This is a genomic window from Streptomyces sp. NPDC041108, assembly GCF_055592645.1.
The window spans coordinates 118,218-133,774 of the sequence record NZ_JBVIYK010000003.1; the positions used below are offsets into that span (position 1 = coordinate 118,218).

14 protein-coding genes are annotated in these 15,557 nt (G+C 72.9%); 6 read left to right on the top strand and 8 right to left on the bottom strand.

Annotated elements, in window-relative coordinates; genetic code table 11:
- The first annotated feature begins 88 nt into the window (after nt 1–88).
- A complete protein-coding gene (locus tag ACZ6BB_RS10065; protein ID WP_471614822.1) occupies nt 89–577 on the top strand; it encodes a DUF3291 domain-containing protein in 489 nt (162 codons plus the stop codon).
- 81 nt (nt 578–658) lie between these two features.
- Here the strand turns inward: ACZ6BB_RS10065 and ACZ6BB_RS10070 are convergent, their stop codons facing one another.
- Nucleotides 659–1,480 carry a hypothetical protein gene (locus ACZ6BB_RS10070; RefSeq protein ID WP_471615299.1) on the bottom strand — a complete coding sequence of 274 codons (822 nt, stop codon included), beginning with the start codon at nt 1,478–1,480 and terminating at the stop codon, nt 659–661.
- Between the two features lie 184 nt (nt 1,481–1,664).
- On the opposite strand from ACZ6BB_RS10070, the gene ACZ6BB_RS10075 reads away from it, so the two are divergent.
- From ACZ6BB_RS10075 to ACZ6BB_RS10090, 4 genes are all read left to right on the top strand, one after another.
- The gene (locus ACZ6BB_RS10075) at nt 1,665–2,621 is read left to right on the top strand and encodes an AurF N-oxygenase family protein (protein ID WP_471614823.1); all 957 of its coding nucleotides are present in this window, start codon (nt 1,665–1,667) and stop codon (nt 2,619–2,621) included.
- Nucleotides 2,622–2,930: 309 nt separating this feature from the next.
- Nucleotides 2,931–3,656, top strand: a complete 726-nt coding sequence (locus ACZ6BB_RS10080) for a TetR/AcrR family transcriptional regulator (RefSeq protein WP_471614824.1) — start codon at nt 2,931–2,933, stop codon at nt 3,654–3,656.
- 10 nt (nt 3,657–3,666) lie between these two features.
- Complete coding sequence (locus ACZ6BB_RS10085; protein ID WP_471614825.1) at nt 3,667–3,981, top strand: hypothetical protein; 315 nt, start codon at nt 3,667–3,669, stop codon at nt 3,979–3,981.
- A gap of 102 nt (nt 3,982–4,083) precedes the next feature.
- Nucleotides 4,084–4,755, top strand: a complete 672-nt coding sequence (locus ACZ6BB_RS10090; RefSeq protein ID WP_471614826.1) for a coiled-coil domain-containing protein — start codon at nt 4,084–4,086, stop codon at nt 4,753–4,755.
- An 82-nt stretch (nt 4,756–4,837) separates the two neighbouring features.
- On the opposite strand, the gene ACZ6BB_RS10095 is transcribed toward ACZ6BB_RS10090, so the two are convergent.
- The 5 genes from ACZ6BB_RS10095 to ACZ6BB_RS10115 all read right to left on the bottom strand — a co-directional run bounded on the left by ACZ6BB_RS10095 (nt 4,838) and on the right by ACZ6BB_RS10115 (nt 10,847).
- Nucleotides 4,838–6,073, bottom strand: coding sequence for a styrene monooxygenase/indole monooxygenase family protein (locus ACZ6BB_RS10095; RefSeq protein ID WP_471614827.1), 1,236 nt, complete (start codon nt 6,071–6,073; stop codon nt 4,838–4,840).
- A 56-nt stretch (nt 6,074–6,129) separates the two neighbouring features.
- A complete protein-coding gene (locus ACZ6BB_RS10100) occupies nt 6,130–6,705 on the bottom strand; it encodes a GTP-binding protein (protein WP_471615300.1) in 576 nt (191 codons plus the stop codon).
- 253 nt (nt 6,706–6,958) lie between these two features.
- Entirely contained in the window at nt 6,959–7,483 is a 525-nt protein-coding gene (locus ACZ6BB_RS10105; RefSeq protein ID WP_471614828.1) for a DUF742 domain-containing protein, read from the bottom strand.
- Entirely contained in the window at nt 7,480–7,983 is a 504-nt protein-coding gene (locus tag ACZ6BB_RS10110; RefSeq protein ID WP_471614829.1) for a roadblock/LC7 domain-containing protein, read from the bottom strand. Before ACZ6BB_RS10110 ends, ACZ6BB_RS10105 begins: the two co-directional genes overlap by 4 nt.
- A complete protein-coding gene (locus ACZ6BB_RS10115) occupies nt 7,980–10,847 on the bottom strand; it encodes a sensor histidine kinase (protein WP_471614830.1) in 2,868 nt (955 codons plus the stop codon). The genes ACZ6BB_RS10110 and ACZ6BB_RS10115 overlap by 4 nt, the downstream gene beginning before the upstream one ends.
- A gap of 377 nt (nt 10,848–11,224) precedes the next feature.
- Between ACZ6BB_RS10115 and ACZ6BB_RS10120 the strand changes: the two genes are divergently transcribed.
- Complete coding sequence (locus ACZ6BB_RS10120) at nt 11,225–12,010, top strand: protein phosphatase 2C domain-containing protein (protein ID WP_471614831.1); 786 nt, start codon at nt 11,225–11,227, stop codon at nt 12,008–12,010.
- 55 nt (nt 12,011–12,065) lie between these two features.
- Here the strand turns inward: ACZ6BB_RS10120 and ACZ6BB_RS10125 are convergent, their stop codons facing one another.
- Nucleotides 12,066–12,581, bottom strand: coding sequence for a MarR family winged helix-turn-helix transcriptional regulator (locus tag ACZ6BB_RS10125; RefSeq protein WP_471614832.1), 516 nt, complete (start codon nt 12,579–12,581; stop codon nt 12,066–12,068).
- Nucleotides 12,582–12,783: 202 nt separating this feature from the next.
- Nucleotides 12,784–15,186 carry an endopeptidase La gene (gene lon, locus ACZ6BB_RS10130; protein ID WP_471614833.1) on the bottom strand — a complete coding sequence of 801 codons (2,403 nt, stop codon included), beginning with the start codon at nt 15,184–15,186 and terminating at the stop codon, nt 12,784–12,786.
- Between the last annotated feature and the right edge of the window lie 371 nt (nt 15,187–15,557).

Consider the following 15,557-nt stretch of genomic DNA (forward strand, 5'->3'; position numbering starts at 1 on the left):
GGACGCCGCAAAGCCGTCGGGGGTGGGGACCGTTCGGGGCCGGGAAAAGGAGTGTGACGGGCAGGGCCGCCCCACCTATCGTGCGCCCATGACGACCGCCCCGTACGAACTCGCCCAGGTCAACATCGCCCGCCTCAAAGCCCCGCTGGACTCACCGCGGTTGAAGGACTTCGTGGACGGGCTCGATCCCGTGAACGCGGTCGCCGACTCCTCCGCCGGCTTCGTCTGGCGCCTGCAGAGCGACTCCGGCAACGCCACGGACGTGCCCGTCCTCGGCGACGAGTGGCTGATCATCAACATGTCGGTGTGGCGGGACACCGACACCCTGACCGCCTTCATGTACCAGGGGCAGCACCGGGAGCTGCTGTCCCGCAGGCGGGAGTGGTTCGAGCAGGTGGCCGAGGCGATGGCCACCCTGTGGTGGGTACCGGCCGGTCACCGCCCCACCGTGGCCGAGGCGGAGGAACGGCTCCTCCACCTCCGCGCCCACGGACCCACGCCGTACGCCTTCACCCTGCGCACGTCGTTCCCGGCCGGACCGGCGGCGCCGCTCCTGCCGGACGCCTCCGTCGGCTGATCCGCCGCGGTCGGCCGATCGGCCGCCGTCGGTCGATCCGCTGCCGCCAGTCGTCCGCTGTCGCCAGTTGATCCCCTGCCGTCAGTTGATCCGCTGCCGGATCTCGGAGCGGACCTTGAGGGTCCGCTCCGCGAAGGCTTCGACGTCCACCTTCGAGGGGTCCTGCCCGACGCTCGCCGCGCTGAGTTCCGCGACGGAGGCACCGGTGTTGCCGTCGGCCCAGGCGCACATCGGGTACGTGATCTCGCTGCCGGACTGCTTCTGGGTGACCACCTGGCAGCTGACGGTGAGGCCCGAGTCGCCGGGGGTGAAGTCCTCGGGCTGCACGACGACCGTGATCGAGTCGACCTCGGCCGCGCCCTTCAGCATGTTGTCGCGGGCGGCGTCGGTGTTCTTGAACCGGCCGTACATGCCCGAGACGATCAGGGCCCCCTGGGCCCCGTCCGCCGCGGTGTACTGCCCGACGGCGGCCTTGACGTCCCGGGCGTCCCAGGCACCCTCCGCCTCCTCGGCCACCTGCTGCCCCGAGGAGTCGGAGAGGTCCTGGGCCAGCTTGTACTCGTCGTCCAGGACGGTCTCGGGCAGCGCCAGCTTGTACTCGGCCTCGGGGAACCCGCTCGTGCTCTGCGTACCGACGACCCACAGCCCCACCGCGACGACCACCATGAGCGCCACGACCCCGCCGACGATCCCGAGGACCAGACCCACACGGCGCTTCGGCGGCGGCGGGGGCTGCCATCCCTGGGGCTGCGGCGGACCGGGCTGCTGCGGCGGGTACGGCTGACCGTACGGCTGCTGACCGTACGGCTGCGGCTGCGGCGGGTACGGCTGGCCGTACGGGCCGGGGTGCTGGGGCTGCTGACCGTACGGCTGGGGCTGCGGCTGGGACTGCGGTGGAGGCATGGACACGCCAGCACGCTACTGCACCTGCCGTCCCGGCGGGGAACCGGCCGCCGTCGCGCACGGGCGGGCCGGCCCGGTCCCGACAAGTGGCGCGCAAAGGATTGACGGCCTTGCTGACAAGTAGTCTCATAAGCGATGACCGCCGGTAACGGTACGAACTTCCGTACGAGGAGCTGCGACAGCCATGACCACGGTGCCCTCGGTGAACACGACGAACCCGGTGTCGGAGGCGGAGGTGCTGCGCGACGCGCTCGGGCTCCTCAAGGACCGGGAACAGGTGGCCGAGCGGCTGCTCGTGTCCTCCGCGAAGCACTCCTTCGACCCGGACAAGGAGCTGGACTGGGACGCCCCCTTCGAGGAGGGGAAGTGGTTCTGGCCGCCGGAGCTGGTGTCCCTGTACGGGACGCCGATGTGGCGGAGGATGTCCGAGGAGCAGCGGATCGCGCTGTCCCAGCACGAGGCGGCGGCGCTGGCCTCCCTCGGCATCTGGTTCGAGATCATCCTCATGCAGCTGCTCGTCCGGCACATCTACGACAAGGCCGCGACCAGCGCGCACGTCCGCTACGCGCTGACGGAGATCGAGGACGAGTGCCGGCACTCGAAGATGTTCGCCCGGCTGATCAGCAAGGGCGGCACCCCGTACTACCCGGTGAGCCGGCTGCACCACAATCTGGGCCGCCTCTTCAAGACGATCTCGACGACCCCGGGGTCCTTCACCTCCACCCTCCTCGGTGAGGAGATCCTCGACTGGATGCAGCGGCTGACCTTCCCGGACGAGCGCGTCCAGCCGCTCGTCCGGGGCGTCACCCGGATCCATGTCGTCGAGGAGGCCCGGCACGTGCGCTACGCCCGCGAGGAGCTACGGCGCCAGATGGTGACCGCTCCGCGGCTGTCCCGGAGCTTCACGCGGGTCACCTCCGGGGAGTTCGCCCGCGTCTTCGCGGTGGCGTTCATCAACCCGGAGGTCTACACGAACGTCGGCCTCGACCGGCGGGAGGCGCTCGCGCAGGTGCGGGCGAGTGCGCATCGGCGGGACATCATGCAGACCGGGGCGAAGCGGTTGACCGACTTCCTGGACGACATCGGGGTCCTCCAGGGGGTGGGGCGGCGGATGTGGCGGTCGTCGGGGTTGCTGGCGTAGCCATTTCCGGACGGGTGCGGCGGGGGTGAGGGTTTCGGTACGTGGGCGGGTGCGGGTGAGCGGGGCTTCTCGCGCAGTTCCCCGCACCCATGAAAGCCCAGGCCCCGCGAGCCTGAAAAGCCCAGGCCCCGCGAGCCTGAAAAGCTCGGGCTGCGGGCCAGAAAGGCTCGCGGCGCAGCCCCTGCTTCTCAGGGGCGCGGGGAACTGCGCGAGAAGCCCCCACCGGTCCCGCACCCGCCCCCGCACCGACCCCCACCCCCTGACGCGAACCGCACGGCACACCCCGCACCCCCGACTACCCTGCGAGGTATGACGTCCGAGGCCCCCACCCGCGCGTACCGTCGGCTCAGCGTGGAAGAGCGGCGCAGCCAGCTGCTGGACGCCGCACTGGAGCTGTTCGCGCGCCACGCGCCGGAGGACGTCTCCCTCGACGACGTGGCGGAGGCGGCCGGTGTCTCCCGCCCCCTCGTCTACCGCTACTTCCCCGGCGGCAAGCAGCAGCTCTACGAGGCGGCCCTGCGTTCGGCCGCCGAGGAGCTGGAGCACTGCTTCGACGAGCCCGCCGAGGGCCCCCTCACCAGCCGCCTGGCCCGCGCCCTCGACCGCTATCTGACCTTCGTGGACGAGCACGACACCGGGTTCAGCGCCCTCCTCCAGGGCGGCAGTGTCGTGGAGACCTCCCGGGCCACGGCCATCGTGGACGGGGTCCGGCGGGCCGCCGCCGACCACATCCTGCGGCATCTGGAGGTGGCCGAACCGGGCCTGCGGCTGCGGATGACCGTCCGGATGTGGATCACCTCCGTGGAGGCCGCCTCCCTCATCTGGCTCGACGAGGGCAAACAGCCGGACGTCGGCGAACTCCGCGACTGGCTCGTGGAGCAGTTCGTCGCCTGCCTCACCGCGACCGCCGGCCGCGACCCCCAGACCGCCACCGCCGTACGGCAGGCCCTGACGGCCGAGACCTCCGCGGGCGCGGTCGGCGCGCTGGCCCGCCGCATCCTCCCCGTCGTCGCCGACGCTGGCCACCTGCTGTGACACTGGTCCGGTGAAGAGCCAAGACACCCCCTTCGTGGGCGGCCCCCTCGACGGGCGCGTCCTGCCCGTGCTGCTGGGCATCACCGGGCACCCCCCGAAGACGTACCGGGTGCCGGTCCCGGGCACGGCGGGCAGCCCGCCGACCGTGCTCGTCTACCGCAGGGTCGACGCCGGCCGGGGCGGCTTCATGCACCAGCTGTGGAAGTACGAGTACGCCCCCGACGCCGATCCGAGCCGCCGCCCCAGGTGGCCCTGGTCCAGGCCGGGCTCTCCGGCTCGGCCGTCCGCCACGCCGCCCGCGCGCCCGCACCCCACCGACGAGTGACACCCGGGCGGCGAACGGTCCACCCGGCGCGCGCCCTCCCCCGGCTCCTCCCATCCTGCCGGTGCGAGGTGGACGGCCCACCTGCGCACGGGAGGTGATGACATGTCAGCAAGGCTGCTGCGTCTGGTCGGCACGGCGACGGTGACGGCGTTCACGGCCGGCGCCCTCCTCACCGCCGCACCCGCTCCGGTCGCGGCGGCGCCGGAACCGCCCGGCGAGCGCCCGGTCGCCGATCTCCTCACCGATCTGCGGCGCCTGTACCGCGAGACCGAGAAGGCCGCCGAGGCGTACACCGCGACCGACCGCGAGCTGACGAAGCAGCGGGCCGTGGTGGCGGGCCTCGACCGGCGGCTCGCGACGGCCCGTCTCGCCCTGCACAACAGCCGGGGCGCGGCCGGCCGACTGGCCCGGCAGCAGTACCAGAACAGCAGCACCGCGCTCTCCCCGTACGTACGGCTGCTGATGACCCGCGACCCGCACCGGGCCCTGGAGCAGGGTCATGTCATCGGACAGGTCGCCCGGGAGCGCGCCGAGACGGTCGAGCGGCTGACCGGCAGCGAACAGGACACCGCCGCCCTCGCCCGCAGGGCCCGCGTGGCCCTCGACCGTCAGCTCACCCTCGCCGAACGGCACAGCAGGGAACGGGACACCGCGTCCGACCGCCTGGACGAGATCGAGGAACTCCTCGCCTCCCTCACCCCGGCCCAACTGGCCGACCTCAGGAAGGCGGAGAAAACCTCCGGCCCCGACGCCCCGAAGCCACCGTCCCCCTAGGTCCTGCTCTCACCTTCCCGGCGTCACCCGCGGACGGGAGCGGGACGGCAGGGCGCAGGGGCGCAGGGGCGCAGGGAGACCGCTATCCCCCGGAGACCTCGGAGAGATACGCCCGGGTCTTCTCCGCCTCGTAGAAGTACCCTTCGAAATCCGCCGGATCGTCGAACCCATTGGCAAAACGATCCGCCACCACCGGCAGCCCCTCGGCCGCACCCACCAGCTCCAGCACATGCTCGGCCGGCGGCGCCAGCATCGTGTTGGTCCACTTGGTGACGGGCCCGGCGACCTGCCAGAACCGCTCGAACGTCCGCCGCATCCACCCCTCGTCGAACTCCCCGTCCCCGTGGTCGAGGATGGCGGCGAGGTAGACGGCCGCGCACTTGGTCGCCGAGTTCGCGCCCTGCCCGGTCAGCGGGTCGTTGGCCACGACGACGTCCCCGGCGCCCAGCACCGGGACGCCACCGGGGAGCCGTGCGACCGGATGCCGGACGACGGGGGTGTAGCGGCCGGTCAGCGCCGCTCCCGCGTCGGTCACCTCGGCCCCGGTGGCACGCGCGTACTCCCAGGGGACGTACCGCTTCATGAGGTCGAGGGTCAGGGCGAGCTGCTCCTCGGCGCCGCGGACGCCGTCGAAGACGTCGAGCGGACCGCCGGGCAGGCCCAGCCAGAACAGGGCGTCGGCCCGGCCGGAGGTGGTGAGGACCGGCTGGACGATGAGTTCGCCGAGGCCGGGCACCAGGTTGCAGCGCGCCGCGTCGAACTCCGGGTGCTCGGGGCGGGGGCGCAGGCCGTGCACGTACACGGCGGCGAGCGCGCGCTGCGGCTCGGAGTGGGGGGAGCGGGCCGCGTCGCGGGCGAACATCCGCACCAGTTCGCCCTTGCCGGCGGTGACGAGCACGAGGTCGTAGGCGCGGGAGAACCAGTCGAGGTCGGAGACCGCGGCGCCGTGGACGACCAGCTGACCGCCGCGCCGGGCGAAGGTCTCCAGCCAGCCGGCCATCTTGACCCGCTGGTCGACGGCCTGCGCGTACCCGCGCAGCCGGCCGACCCAGTCGACGGCGCGCTCACCGTCGGGTCCGGCGACGGAGACGCCGACGCCCTCGATCCTCGGGGCCTGGGACTCCCAGAAGTTCAGGTCGAGGTCGCGCTCGTGGCGCAGTGCCGAGTCGAACATGCACTGGGTGGACATGATCCGGCCGGCGCGTATCTCGTCGGGGGTCCGGTTGGACATCAGGGTGACCTCGTACCCGTGCGACTGGAGGCCGAGGGCCAGCTGCAGCCCGGACTGGCCGGCTCCGACGACGAGAATCTTCCGCATCCGGACAGGTCTCCTGGTTCGTCCGTGGCGTCCCGTGTGTCTCCCTGCGGGAGGGACTACTCGGGGCTGAGGGATATCGCGTGCCCGCACAGCGCCAGCAGGGTCTCCATCGCGGAGGCCCGCTTGCGCGCGTCCATGATCATGACAGGTACGTGCGCGGGCACGGTCAACGCGTCCCGGACGTCCTCGGGTTCGTAGCGCACACTGCCGTCGAAGACGTTGACCGCGACGACGTAGGGCAGTCCGCTGCTCTCGAAGTAGTCGAGCGCGGGGAAGCAGTCGCCGAGGCGGCGGGTGTCGGCGAGGACGACGGCGCCGATCGCGCCGCGCACCATGTCGTCCCACATGAACCAGAACCGCTCCTGGCCGGGCGTGCCGAACAGGTAGAGGACGAGGTCGTCGTCGAGGGTGATGCGGCCGTAGTCCATGGCCACGGTGGTGGTGAGCTTGTCCGGTGTCGCGGAGAGATCGTCCGTGCCGGCGCTGGCCTCGGTCATCAGCGCCTCGGTGCGCAGCGGGGTGATCTCCGAGACCGCGCCGACGAAGGTGGTCTTGCCGACGCCGAAGCCGCCCGCCACCACGATCTTCGTGGCGATGGGGGCCCGGCTGAGGTCGGACTGCCAGGGTTTCAGCTCTTCCTCGGTCTCCGGCCCGACCTCGCTCGCCGCGGTGTCGGCGAGCCGGTCGAGACCGCGGGACGCGGCGCGGGCGTAGCCCCCGGGCGGGGGCGTGACCACGTCGACGCCTGGTGCGCCGCGCCCGGCGCGCACGGCGTCGACCTCGACGCGGGGAGCGTCGGCGTCGACCTCGACGCGGGGGGCGTCGTCGTCGGCGCCCGGGGTGACGCCGACCGGGGCGTCGGGGGTGACGCCGGCCGAGGCGGCGTCAGAGACGGCGGAGTCCACTCAGCACCCTTTCCAGCAGAGCGCGGTCCGGCTGTCCCGGGCCGTGACCTGTTCCGTACACACGGATCTTTCCCTGGTCCGCGAGATCGCTGAGGAGGACGCGGACCACTCCGAGCGGCATCTTCAGCAGCGCGGAGATCTCCGCCACCGTCCGCATACGGCGGCAGAGTTCGACGATGGCCCGCATCTCGGGCATCACCTTGGACTGGGGTGAACCTCCCCCGCCGCCCGGCAGGTGGGCAGGTCCCCCGGCCGGAGCTTCGAGAACGGCGACGAACGTCTCCACGAGCAGGACGTGGCCGAAGCGGGTACGGCCGCCGGTGAGCGAGTAGGGGCGTACGCGGGCGGGTTTGCGGTCGCCGCCCCGCACGGGGAGCTTCACGGACTGCTTCCTCGCGCCCTTCGGCGTGCCCGGCCGCTTCGGCTTGCCGGGTTCGTGGCCGCGCGTCCGGTTCGTTCTCTGGCCCGGCCCGTGCCCCGGTCCCTGGCTCTGGCCGCTGGTCATCGCGGGCTCCCGGCCGCCTCGGTCTCCAGGGACTTGCGGAGTTCGCTGCGGAGTTCCGGGGTGAGGACATGGCCGGCGCGGCCCACGAAGAGCGCCATGTGGTACGCCACCACGCTCATGTCGCAGTCGGGGGCGCCGTGCACGCCGAGCAGCGAGCCGTCGCTGATCGACATCACGAAGAGGCTGCCGGCGTCCATCGCGACCATCGTCTGCTTGACCCCGCCGGACTCCATCAGCTTGGCGGCGCCGACGGTGAGGCTGCCGATGCCGGAGACGATGGTGGCCAGGTCGGCGGCGGAGCCCCGGGGGCTCTGGGTCCGCTCCTGCGGCATCCGGCGGGCCTCGGCGTTTCTGCCGGGGTCGGAGGAGAGCAGCAGCAGGCCGTCGGAGGAGACCACCGCGACCGACAGCAGTCCCGGCACCTCCTCGACGAGGTTGGTCAGGAGCCAGTGCAGGTTGCGGGCTTCACTGCTCAGTCCGAAGGTCATGGGCGCGGTCAACTGCTTTCCTCCTCGGAAGTGCCCCCCGTGGTGTCAACTGCCTCTGTCCGGTACTCACGTGCCGCGGGCATCCGCGTCTCACCCGACTGCTCGGCGATCTCCGCCTCGACGTCGCGGCGCCCCTCCTTGGCGCCCTGGTGGAACCCGCCGAGCCGACGGCGCAGCTCGTCGGCGTTCACACCCCCGGCGCGAGGCGGGGGTGCCGTGGGCGTGGGCGCGGTGATCCTGGGCGTGCGCTTGGGCAGCCCCTTGTCGGTGAGGCGCGGGGTCTCCTCGTTCCCCGGCCCCTCCGTCCCGGCCCGTGACACCTCCGCCGTGCGCGCCGCGTTCCCTTCGTCGGCGGCCCGCTCGTGGGTGTCGGGTTCGATCGTGTACGGATCGTCGGCGTCGGTGTCGTCGACGGCGATGTGGTCGTCGCTCTCCTCGTCGGTGCCCTTCCCCGGGGCCACCGGAGCGAAGAGCTCCATCGTCGTCTCGGACACGGACTCGGCCCCGGTCAGGGGGCCGGCCCCGGGTTCGTCGTCTTCCGGTACGACGTTCCCGGCGGTCTGGGCGGCTTCGGCGGCCGTCCCCACGGCCTCCCTGGCCAGCAGGGCCCCCTCGGCCGCCTCGATCAGCGGGTCGCCGTCGCCCTCGGGCTGGCGTACGGCGACGGAACGGCCGGGCAGGACGTTCGCGTTGGCCTCGGCGTCGGCACCCGGCAGGGAGAGCGAGGGCGTGTGCGGGACCGGGGTGCCCACGGGCACGGCGGGCGCGGGGGCCAGCAGCGCCTTGGGCAGGACGACGACCGCGACGGTGCCGCCCGAGCCGTGCGGCTGGAGCCGTACGGGGGTGCCGAGCCGGTGGGCGAGGCGGGCGACGACGTAGAGGCCGAGTCCGAGGCCCTGGCCGTCCTCCTTCTCGTAGGGCGCCTCGGGGTCGAAGTCGCCGAGGCGGGAGTTGAGCCCGGCGAGCCGGTCGGGGGCGACGCCGATGCCGCCGTCCTGGACGGAGAGGGTGATCTCGCCGTCCTCCGTGGCCCGGCCCGAGACCTCGACGGTCATCTCCGGCGGCGAGAACGACGTGCCGTTCTCCAGGAGTTCGGCGAGGAGGTGGCTGAGGTCGTCGGCGGCGAAACCGGCGACGTGCGCGCCCGGCGGCAGCGCGGCGATGCGGACGCGGTCGTAGCGCTCGATCTCGCTGACCGCGGCGCGGACGACGTCGACGAGCGGGACGGGGCCGGCGTGGTGCTGGACGTGCTCGTGACCGGCCAGGACGAGGAGGTTCTCGCTGTGGCGGCGCATGACGGTCGCGAAGTGGTCGAGCTTGAACAGCGTGGCGAGCCGGTCGGGGTCCTGCTCGCGCTCCTCCAGCGACTCGATGACGGCGAGCTGCCGTTCGACCAGGCCGAGGGAGCGCAGCGCGAGGTTGACGAAGGTCGCGTGGACGCTGTGCTGGACCTTCGTCAGGTGCGCGGTGGCGTCGGCGAGTTCGGCGCGCAGCCGGTCACGGTCGTCGGCCATCGTCTGGCGCTGGCCGATCAGGTGCTTGCGGTCGCCCTCCAGGGGCGCGAGCCGCTCGTGCAGGGCGAGGGCGTGCGCGTGGAGCGCGTTGACGGAGCGTACGACCTGGGCGAACTCGTCGTTGCGACCCGTGAACTTGACCGGCTCCTCGTTCGCCGGGTCTTTGGCGACCCGGGCGGAGCCGATGCGCAGCACCGCGAGCGGGCGGGTGAGGGAGCGGGCCATGCCGGTGGCGACGCCGACGGCGAGGAGCATCAGGGCGCCGAGCACGGCGACCCGGATCTCCAGCGCGGTGACGTCCTCGTCGCGCAGCCGGGCGAGGTCCTTGGTGCGCCGGTCGTACAGGGAGGACTCGGCGCCGCGCATCAGGTCGACCCGGGCGGAGAGCGCCGCGTCGACCTTCTTGGCGTCGGTGTCCGCCTCTCTGTCGGAGAGCGTGGGCTGGTCGGTGAGGTCGGCCAGGTACGTGTCGGCGGCGGCGGCCTCGGGGCCGGTGACCGTGGCGTCGTACGAGGAGCGGCCGGCGGCGGGCGCGGTCTCGCGGAAGTGGGCGAGGGCCGCGTCGGAGCGGACGCGGGCCTGCTGGGCGGCGGCGGTGAGGGCGTCGCGCTGCTTCTCGTCGGCGGCGGAGACACCGGTCGTGGTGGTGGGCAGCCCGGTGGTGGGGTCGATGACCGTCTCGGTGGTCGTCGGCACGCTGAGCGCGGCGACGAGCAGCCCGCGGGCGGCGGCGGCCTGCTGGACGGCGGTGTCGAGTTCGGCGAGCGCGTGGGCGCCGCCGCCGGTGCGGGGCGGCAGCTTCTCGGCCAGTTCCTCGGCGAGGGCGTGGAGTTCGGTGACGACGGCGGTGTACGCCGTGTGCGCTTCCAGCGCGCTGCTCTTCCCGGTGAGCGCCGCCTGCCGTACGGCGGCGATGGACTCGGCGCTGTCGATCGTCTCCCGCATCACCGAGGAGCCGCCGGTGTCCGCGCGCAGCTCCGCGATCTGGGTGTCGACGCGGTCGCCGCGCTGCTTGCTGGGCGCGGCCGACGCGGGCCGGCCGGCGGCGATGTACGCGGTGACCTCGTCGCGCTCGTCGGCCAGCGCGTGCGCGAGGGTGAGCGTCTCCTGGGTCTGCCCGGCGAGGGTGACCAGGCTCTGGGTGTCGCGCAGTTGCTCCGACGCGGCGAGGACGGAGGGCGCTCCGGCACCCGCTATGGCGGCGGCCACGACGGCCACGGCGACGATGAGCCGGTTGCGTACGTGAGCCTTCCGCCCGGTGCCGACGGCCGGGGCCTGCGCCGTCCCCTGCTGGTTCGGGGAGGCCGCGGAGGCCTTCGAGGCTGCCTGCTTGTCTGCGCGCCGAGGCCGCGTCTTCTGCACCGGTGCTCGCATTCCTGACTCGTGTACCCATTGGCCCGGGTGACGATCCGTCAACTCGTCAAATACGGCCGTCCCCCCGGTACGGCTCCCGACCCTCCCAGTGCCGGTGGGCAGCGGTCCCGCATCATCAGTCCCGCCACCCGAAGGAGTGAACATCCCCGGGGAGTTGGCGGGCAAGTTCCCCCGGCTCGTGGCGATGTCCCGCACGTCGGGCCGGTTGGACGTCGGCGACGCGCTTTGACAGTATTCGCCGCCGCGCCTCACCGCTCACGATCATTCCATGCCAAACCCGGCGGCCCCTCGGGAGGGTCCGGGTCCCGCGAGGACCGCGGCCGGCCTTGCACGAATCCCGTGGCGGGCTCGTGCAGACTGGCCGAATGCGCACCGAACTGGTCTCGGAGCCCGGCGACCCCCTCCGCCCCAACGAGGACTTCGCGTCGGTGGCCCTGCCCGCGGGGGGACAGGGCGGCGCCCTCGTCGTCCTCGACGGCGTGACTCCACCGCGCGACGGCTACGGCTGTCGACATTCGGTCGCATGGTTCACTTCCCGCCTCGGCGGCACCCTGACCGAACTGTCCGTTTCGGAGCGGGATTCGCCCTTGTCCGACGTGCTCTCACAGGCCATCTCCCGTACCGCCCGGGCCCATGTCCAAACCTGTGACCTTTCTCACCCGCGAACACCACAGGCCACAGTGGCCCTCGCCCGCTGGTCACCGGCGGCCGTGGAGTACCTGGTGCTGTCGGACTCGGCCCTGCTGCTCGAACGACCGGACGGCACGGTGACGGCCGTCCTGGACGACCGGCTGTCCCTGCTGCCCCCGGCCTCCCGGGCCACGGCCGCGATCGTCGACTCGACCGTGCGCAACCGGGAGGGCGGCTTCTGGACGGCGGCCGCCGATCCGGCGGTGGCGGCCCGGGCGGTGACGGGCACCGTCCCCCGTGCGGAGGTGCGGTCGCTCCTCGCCCTGACGGACGGCGCGAGCCGCTGGGTGGAGACGTTCCGCGAGGGCGACTGGACGGCCTGCCTCACCCTGGTCCGCAAAGTGGGGGCGCACGGCCTGGTGCGGCGCGTGCGGGAGCTCGAATCCACCGATGTGGAACGCGAGTTCCTGGGCCGTGCCAAGCGGCACGACGACGCGAGCGTGGTGTACGTGCGGGAGTGACGCGGTGGGGCCGAGGGCGGGGTGTCCGCGCGGGAGCGAGGGCTGCCCGCGCCGCTCAGCCCTCCACTCCGCGGTTCAACTGGTGCAGCAGCCGTGCCAGTTGGGCCACCTCGTCCCGGTCCCAGCCCGCGAGCTGCCGTACGTAGGCGACCCGGCGGGCGTCCCGGACGGCGCGGAACCGGGCCCGGCCCTCCTCCGTGAGGTGGACGAGCCAGGCGCGACCGTCGGCGGGGTCGGGTTCGCGGGCGATCAGGCCGAGGTGTTCCAGGGCGCGCAGTTGACGGGACATGGTGGCCTTGCCGACTCCGATGTAGGCGGCGAGTTCGGTGGCGCGCAGGCGGTGGGCCTCGTCGAGGCGGGCGAGGAGGCCGTAGGCGGCGGACTCCAGGTCGGGGTGGACGGCACGGGCCATCTCCCCGGACTTGGCGCGGGCGCGCCGCAACAGGACCGTCAACTCCCGCTCCAGCGCCAGGAATGCCTGGTCCATGGCGCCCGCCGGCATACCGGCTCCGAGACCGCCGCCGCCGCCGTCGCCGTTCCCGCCGTCGCCGTTCCCGCCCTCGTCGTGCACGTCAGCGCTCCTGCTTTCCGATTCCGGGTACCTGATGGTTTCCGCCTGCTCCGCGTCCGCGGGCAGCACCGGTCAGTATTTCCCAGGTGGGGGGCGGAGGCGGTGCAGGCCGCCCGCGGGGCCGGTGAGGGCTGGTCGCGCGGTTCCCCGCGGGCCCGGTGCATTCAGGGCCGCGGGGAACCGCGCGAGAGGTCCCTGCCGGTCACGCTGCCACCGGCACCTCCACCGCCGCCGGCGCGAGCGCCAGCTCCAGGACCTGGCGGACATCCGTGACGGCGTGCACGTCGAGCTTCTCCAGCACCTCGGCGGGCACATCATCGAGGTCCGCCTCGTTCCGCTTCGGGATGACGACGGTCGTGACACCGGCCCGGTGCGCGGCGAGCAGCTTCTGCTTCACCCCGCCGATGGGCAGGACCCGGCCCGTCAGCGAGACCTCACCCGTCATGGCCACGTCCGTGCGGACGAGCCTGCCGGACAGGAGCGAGGCGAGGGCCGTCGTCATGGTGACGCCGGCGCTCGGGCCGTCCTTCGGCACCGCGCCCGCCGGGAAGTGGATGTGCACGCCCCGGTCCTTGAGGTCGGCGACGGGCAGCTCCAGCTCCGCGCCGTGCGAGCGGAGGAAGGAGAGGGCGATCTGCGCGGACTCCTTCATCACGTCGCCCAGCTGGCCGGTGAGGGTCAGCCCCGCCGCGCCCGTCTCCGGGTCGGCGAGCGACGCCTCGACGTACAGCACGTCGCCGCCCGCGCCGGTGACGGCGAGCCCGGTCGCGACGCCCGGCACGGCCGTACGCCGCTCCGCCGGGTCCTGCGCCGCCTCGGGCACGTGGTGCGGACGCCCGATGAGCCCGCGCAGGTCCCCGTCGGTGACGGTGAACGGCAGCTCCCGCTGCCCCAGTTCGTGCTGGGCGGCGACCTTGCGCAGCAGCCGCGCGACGGACCTCTCCAGGTTCCGGACGCCCGCCTCGCGCGTGTACTCGCCGGCGAGCTTGCGCAGCGCGCTCTCGTCGAGGACGACCTCGTCGGCGCCGAGCCCGGCCCGGTCCAGCTGACGGGGCAGCAGGTGGTCCCGCGCGATGACGACCTTCTCGTCCTCTGTGTATCCGTCCAGCCGGACCAGCTCCATGCGGTCGAGCAGCGCCTCGGGGATCGCCTCCAGCACGTTGGCCGTGGCCAGGAAGACGACGTCGCTCAGGTCCAGCTCGACCTCCAGGTAGTGGTCCCGGAAGGTGTGGTTCTGCGCGGGGTCGAGGACTTCGAGCAGGGCCGCCGCCGGGTCGCCCCGGAAGTCGGAGCCGACCTTGTCGATCTCGTCGAGCAGGACGACGGGGTTCATGGACCCGGCCTCCTTGATGGCCCGCACGATCCGGCCGGGGAGCGCACCCACGTACGTACGCCGGTGCCCGCGGATCTCCGCCTCGTCCCGTACGCCGCCGAGCGCGACCCGGACGAACTTGCGCCCCATCGCGTGGGCCACGGACTCGCCGAGGCTGGTCTTGCCGACGCCGGGCGGCCCGACGAGCGCGAGCACGGCGCCGCCGCGCCGCCCGCCGACGACGCCCAGTCCCCGGTCCGCACGCCGCTTGCGCACGGCGAGGTACTCGGTGATGCGTTCCTTCACGTCCTCCAGGCCGGCGTGCTCGGCGTCGAGCACCCGCTGGGCGCCCCGGATGTCGTAGGCGTCCTCGGTCCGCTCGTTCCAGGGGAGTTCGAGCACGGTGTCGAGCCAGGTCCTGATCCACCCGCCCTCGGGGGACTGGTCACTCGACCGCTCCAGCTTGTCGACCTCCTTGAGCGCGGCCTCCCGCACGGTCTCCGGCAGATCGGCGGCCTCGACGCGGGCCCGGTAGTCGTCGGACTCCTCACCGTCCTGTTCGCCGTTCAGCTCGCGCAGTTCCTTGCGGACGGCTTCGAGCTGACGCCGCAGCAGGAACTCGCGCTGCTGCTTCTCGACGCCCTCCTGGACGTCCTTGGCGATGGTCTCGGCGACGTCCTGCTCGGCGAGGTGGTCCCGCAGCTGCTGGGTGGCGAGCTTCAGCCGGGCGACGGGGTCGCCGGTCTCCAGGAGCTGGATCTTCTGCTCGGTGGTGAGGAACGGCGAGTACCCGGAGTTGTCGGCGAGGGCGGACACGTCGTCGATCGCCTGTACCCGGTCCACGACCTGCCAGGCGCCGCGCTTGCGCAGCCAGCTGGTGGCGAGGGCCTTGTACTCCTTGGCGAGTTCGGCGACCTGACCGGGCAGCGGCTCCGGCACGCTCTCGTCGACGCTCGTCCCCTCGACCCACAGGGCGGCGCCGGGCCCGGTCGTCCCGGCCCCGATCCGCACCCGGCGCACCGCGCGGATGAGCGCGCCGGGGTCCCCGTCGGCCAGCCGTCCGACCTGCTCGACGGTCCCGAGCACACCCGTGCCCGCGTACGCCCCGTCGATCCGCGGCACCAGCAGCACCTTCGGCTTCCCTGGCTCGGCCCGCGCCGCCGCCTGCGCGGCCTCCACCGCCGCCCGTACATCCGTGTCATTGAGGTCCAGCGGCACCACCATTCCCGGCAGCACGACCTCCCCGTCGAGCGGCAACACGGGCAGGGTGAGCGGTGCGGACGTCGAAGCCATGATCTCTCCCTCGGCAGTCAAGTTGAGCTATGCCGACTCAATGCACATGAGCCGAGGAATGTTCCCCGAGGGGCGCCGCGTTCGCTGTGGGCGATCAACCGGGCGGGAAGAGGGGCGGAACGGGTGCCGTGGAGACGGCGTACGGGGTCGTGCGGGCCAGGGGCGCGACGGTGGCACGGGCGCGCACCCGGGGGACATGCGGCCGGCCTGGCCTGGGGCGAGGCGACGTTGACGCGGGCCGGAGCGACTGCCTCTCGCGAGACGAAAGGGCCTTCAAGCGGGCCGAAGTCGACGGACACCCACGCAGGCCCGACACCTGGCATCCGAGTCGGCCGGGTCGACGAACACCCGCACGAGCCGGAGTTGACGGA